This is a genomic window from Sphingobacterium sp. UBA6317 (assembly GCF_002440385.1).
Taxonomy (GTDB): domain Bacteria; phylum Bacteroidota; class Bacteroidia; order Sphingobacteriales; family Sphingobacteriaceae; genus Sphingobacterium; species Sphingobacterium multivorum.
The window spans coordinates 1-5,546 of record NZ_DJTD01000050.1 but is presented as its reverse complement, the minus strand read 5'-3'; the positions used below and the strand labels follow the sequence as shown (position 1 = coordinate 5,546).

Here is a 5,546-nt window from a genome sequence, read left to right as displayed (position 1 = left end):
TATTGATAGAATGCATCCGACATTGATTTTATAGGATATTTCATACCAGGAACCTGTGTATGTTGTTCATCCCCCGGCTGCTGCCATCGTTGATCAAAGTCTGGATAGGCCGTACCGTTGGCAAACAATGAAAAATAGGACGTCACAGGACGCCTGACGTAATAGTCCCCCTTGTAACTGATATTGAAAGAAAAAATCAGTGTTTTCCAAGCCAAGGTATTGATTATATTCCCAAAGACCTGCGGTTTGGAGGATCCAAAATACACGATACTTTCATTTCCTTCTGGTGACGCATTAGCCTGGTTGCGTATGGCGGTATAGTTTGTACTTAGCTGACCATCCAGCAGGCCCTGCCCTTCCCCAAATTCATTCAACCCCATCCATTTATAAGCAGCTAATGCGTTCAGTGGTTTACCGACGATCGGTGTGATGGTATTTCCGCTCGAGAGAAAGGATGTGACACTGTTTTGCAGATTGTAATATTGCGTTGTTTTGTTCCTATTCAGGCTTAATATCATTCGCGTATCCCAATTGACCTTTCCGCTTATGTTCTTTGAATTTAAGTCAATGTCAAAACCTTGCCCCCGCATTCCTGCCAAATTCTTGACAACTGTACCCTGTAAGCCCCATGCCGTGTAATCGTATTCGCTCAGTCCGTATAGATCTTTGCCTTTCTTTATATAATAGTCAATACGCCCGGACAATCTTCCTTTTCTTACTGAAAAATCAAGACCAAAGTTAGTGGTTGCTACTCTTTCCCATTTTAGCAAGGGATCATTCAAGGTACTTATCTGATACATTGGATAGCTGGTATAAGTTGCCGAACCGATATAGGCAATTGGATCCGGCGACCGTCGTAGATCGACGTTACCACTGGTTCCATAGGTTGTCCTCAATTTTAGATAATCAAACAGGGCCAGCTTAAAGAAAGCCTCCTTATGAATGTCCCAAGATCCGCCTACGGACCAGAGCGGCGACCATTTATCATTGGTCGAAGCACCAAAGATATTAGCGCCGTCTTTACGCAAACTCATCGATAGGCCATAGCGGTCCATAAATCGGTCGCTTATATTGGTATAAAGTGATACAAATCGATTTACATTTTTAAAAAATTGCGGTGCTCCCGGTATCCGTCGCATCCCATCATCCGGCAATGTTGGAAAGCGAGTTACAAAATCTACCGAAGTGCTTGACATCGGCAGTTCATTGTATCCATAGGCCGTATAGGAATTTGTGTTCGATCTGTTCTCCCGTACTTCGCCACCAAGAATACCGACCAGCAGATGCCGACCAATCGATTTGTTAAAATCAATTTGACCACGTAGCGTGTAAGACCTGCCCTCAGCAGCGGAGTATCGTTTTATACCACCGAGTGGAATGTTATATTTTGTAGCTGTGGTACCCGTACCGATGATGGTAAACTCATTGATCCACTTACGTGCTTCGTAACTTTCCAAGGTATTCAATTCGTTATTTTCTGTACGCTGCTGCTGAATCTGTCCACCGACATTCAGGTTTAGGTAAGGCAATACCTTATATTTCAGGTTCAGGCTCGAAAACCATTCATTATTCTGCCGTCGGTCTTTTGCATATTTGTATTCCGACAGTGGATAGTAATCCCATGGCAGATAACCACTTGTATAGTTTTCTTTCAGATAACTGGCCCTATATTCCTTTTCAAATGGGATTTCACCACCATCCTCATTTAGAAACTGAAGATATGGCGCCTGCATACTGCTATAGCTTAATGATGAGAATTCAGGTTTGCCTTTTCTGCTATCCTGATTGGTATACAGCACCTGGAGGTCCAACTGTAAATTGTCGGTAGGTCTGAAACTATTGGACAGCTGGATATTGATCTTTCTATCAAAAGCATCCAGTTCGGATTTATTCCCCGTATACCCTATACCAAACCCATACGAGTTGCGTGTCCCCCCGCCCGAGATATTCAGCGCGTGCTGATTGACAAATGGCACATTATAAAAAGCATCCATATAGTTTTGTCTTCCATTCTGCCCCAAGAGTTTAGCTATACCGCTGGCCGAATCTGCCGGAGAAATAAGATTTCGCTTACGTCGATCCAATAGGTCGATCACTGGCGACTGTGCCAGATACGGCTGGTATAGCAATTCCGAATCGTAGTACCCCTTTTCAAAAAGATATTTTTCGAGTGCGATAAAATCCGCATTTTGGGGTTGATAGATTTTATTCAGATCGCTATTTTCTTTCAGGATTATAGTATTTGACAATGTTATTTTTGTCTTCTGCTCTTTGGAAAAAGCTCCCTTTTTTGAAGTCATGACGATAACACCGTTCCCAGCTCGGGCTCCCCATATGGCACTCGCTGCAGCATCTTTCAGTATGGAGACACTTTCAATATTATTGGGATCAATATTACTGATATCCCCCTCATAGATAAAGCCGTCAAGCACAATGAGCGGATCCAGGTTTCCGTTAATTGTACTCAAACCTCGAACAGAGATATTCAGTTTCTGCAGGTCAGCATTTTGTATCGGCTGATTGTCGAAACGAATTGCTGTTGTCATGTTATTGAGCCTATCCAGAATATTAGTTCCCACCTGCTGACTGAGCATCTTATTATCGACCACATCAATAGCCCCTGTCACCTCATTGGCTTTCAATGTCTGATAACCGGTGCTGACAATAGCCTCTTCCAAATAAATCTCCTTAGCATTTAAAGCCAATACCTTATGCTTCTCAAAAAATCCGGCGGCCACAGTCCTATCCACGAAACCGACACAACTGATCATTAAAGAATCTTTATGATTACCTACCTGAATATCAAATTTCCCCTGCAATGAACTTGCAGCCTGATTATGCAAGGTCTTGTTCCGTATAGATGCCCCCACGAGCTCCCTGCCATCTTTTGCTGAAACAATTGTACCCTTTACCCAAATTTTTTCCTGAGCCTTGCCCATGAAAAACAATACGCTTGTAAAAAGCGCTGTTAACAACACTTTCATTACTTCGTATGCTGTGTAGATACTGTGTAGAAATAAGGATATTCACCATTGTATTGTGTTGGTGTAAGCGTTATGCCATACTGTTCCAGCGCAGCTATCTTTTGTTTGATAGACAGATCAAGAAAGTTTCCCGGCAAACGCAGATCAATCCGTTCGGCACTTTTACCCTCAAAAATTACCGGCTTGTCCAAAACAGACCTAATGAAACCAATCACACCATTTAGGGGCATATTTTGCATGATCAAAGATTCATTGCCTTTATCGACACTATTCATATACATTCCGCCCTTGGTTTTCCATAGTGGACGCGCTCCATCCAGCGAAAGTGCGTATGCCGCAACAATACCTTTTTTTCGCTCAACAGCAACATGAAACCGTTCAATCAAAGCATTTCTAAAATAATCGAATGCTAACTCCTGTGTGATACTATCGCGCAGGTAGAGCTGATACCAAAACTGTCCTTTTGTTGTTTTAAAGTCGTACATCAGATCGATAAATTCCTTAGTGATACGATCATCAAAAACGGAAAGACTCGATTGTACCCCTTTGAATGCATCAGGAAAAGCCAGCTGATAACAGGTATTCAGAAAGTAATTGCCCACCTGAAACAGCGAGCTTCCTTTGCTGTAGGACACAGCGGGATACACACCGAGATAATTTTCTCGATAACCCGACATCACCGAGCAAAATAGAAGTCCCGTTGTATCGACCAAAGGCTGCGTGTTTATCCGGGCAGTATTTTTGATTTCCGATTTTTCAATAAACCTATTTGCTATTCCAGTTTTTAAAAAATCTTGGATAATATCCTCTGTGATAGAACTTGCGTATGAATTGAGGACAAATTCACCTTCGGGATTAATAATCCCTATCGTTGGCAACGTATTATGCGGAAAAAGCGACGTAAACAAGGTATCATTCAGTATTGTCGGCAATACTGGTGTGTAGTTAAAGTCCTCTTTATATTTCTTGAATCGCTTCTTTATCCGCTCTGGTGTATCCTTATTCCGCTTGCTGTTAACCATCACAACCTGTACCTTATCCTGAAAGCGCTGCTGGATCAATTCCATGTCGGGAATACCTTCGATGCAGCTTGGACAACCTGTTGACCAGAAGTCTAACAAGATCAGCTTCCCTTTCAGATCAGCGAACTTGATTGTTTTCTTTTTTCCATTGAAATAGTTCAGTTCGAGCGGCTGGTCCCATACCGCATCCGGGATCTTATCGCCCGGTTTTAGCGCAACGAGACTAGATAGCCCATCGGCCCCGCTATCCTTGCGGGGCGTCTGAGCCGATAAACTAAACATAGAAACTAAACATAAAAACAAGCATGACAAAACCATCCGATGCGCACGCTTATAATCTGCGACGAATAAGAAGCATTTTAAAGCCCGCTGAACAACTAAACTTACTAATCCAAGCAAAGTATTGGCTCGCAACACAAAAGCCTTACAGATCGACTTAAAGAACATTAAAACAGATCGTTCAGATTCTACTCCATACGTCAATCTAAAGTCCCCCACCTGCTGAAAAGCTTCAACCATCTTTTGAGCAATTCCTGCCGAATTTTTAGATTCCATCGGTTTTTCATCGAGTCCCCATCGGGTTTTGATCGGTGTCGCCCGATGAGATCCCGATGAAAACTCGATGCCGATAGCATGAAAGGCAGAAGCTGGGGCGAAGTTGGTCAGGCAAAAGTCCGAAGAAGGTAATGCCTCTCCCGCTCTTCGGCTGCCCTTTGGCTCGGCTTCGAGACTTCTTCGGGACATATTCGAGACAGGCTTGGCACTTCTTCGGCTCGGCTTCGGCAGGGCTTCGCGTACGCTTCGACTCCCACCCGAAGCGCAGTCGAACAACAGTCGAAGCGTTCCCGAAGATGAGGCGACGGTGGTACGACGCAGTGTCGAACGATCCTCAAACAAAAGCCGAAGGCTACCCGAAGAATCTGCTTTTTTTAGAAGGTTCTGAGCGCTATTCGTACAGCGCTTTTTTAGCTGGATCGAGGTACCTTTGAAGTACGTTTTTCGTTGTCTAATTTTCTTACGCAAATTTTGCGTAATTAGTACTATATCTGTGCTTAAGTAGTGCTTCACAGGTACTTGAAATATATAGGTTATATAGCCCTTTAATAAGGCTAAAAATTTCAGGATATTCATTATTTTTTTGTTAGTGGTTACTCAGATAACCGACCGAAGAACTCAGCGACTTTCTTGCTCAATTCTAGCTCTTTTCCGACGCGCTCCTCAGCTTCTGCCGACAGCTGCATTTTACGTAGGTCTATATGGCGATGATTGACGATACAATAAGCTATCAACACCCGATACAATGCGGTTGCAAATTCCTGCATTTCCTCATCTTTTAGGATCCTATTTTCTCCTACGCCACCATCAAGATAAGTACTCAATAGCTGGAGAATATTTGCAGAAATAGCGTCTAAGGCATAATAATTCCAGAATGCCTCAATTTCCTTTATAGGATCATAATCGACCTTATGGACATCATAAATCATTCGATCAAAAGCAAATTGTAGCGCTAAAATCCTATTCATTTTTCAGTCTGTAATCT

Annotated in this window: 3 protein-coding genes; all 3 read right to left on the bottom strand. The window is 42.9% G+C overall.

From position 1 onward, the window contains the following. The coding region (locus tag B3E92_RS17745; protein WP_286897765.1) for a SusC/RagA family TonB-linked outer membrane protein at positions 1 to 2,984 on the bottom strand (2,984 nt) is incomplete at its 3' end. Beyond that, positions 2,984 to 5,137, bottom strand: coding sequence for a TlpA family protein disulfide reductase (locus B3E92_RS17740; protein WP_286897762.1), 2,154 nt, complete (start codon positions 5,135 to 5,137; stop codon positions 2,984 to 2,986). The genes B3E92_RS17745 and B3E92_RS17740, both read right to left, overlap by 1 nt. 17 nt (positions 5,138 to 5,154) lie before the next feature. Then, positions 5,155 to 5,529, bottom strand: a complete 375-nt coding sequence (locus B3E92_RS17735) for a hypothetical protein (RefSeq protein ID WP_286897759.1) — start codon at positions 5,527 to 5,529, stop codon at positions 5,155 to 5,157. Between the last annotated feature and the right edge of the window lie 17 nt (positions 5,530 to 5,546).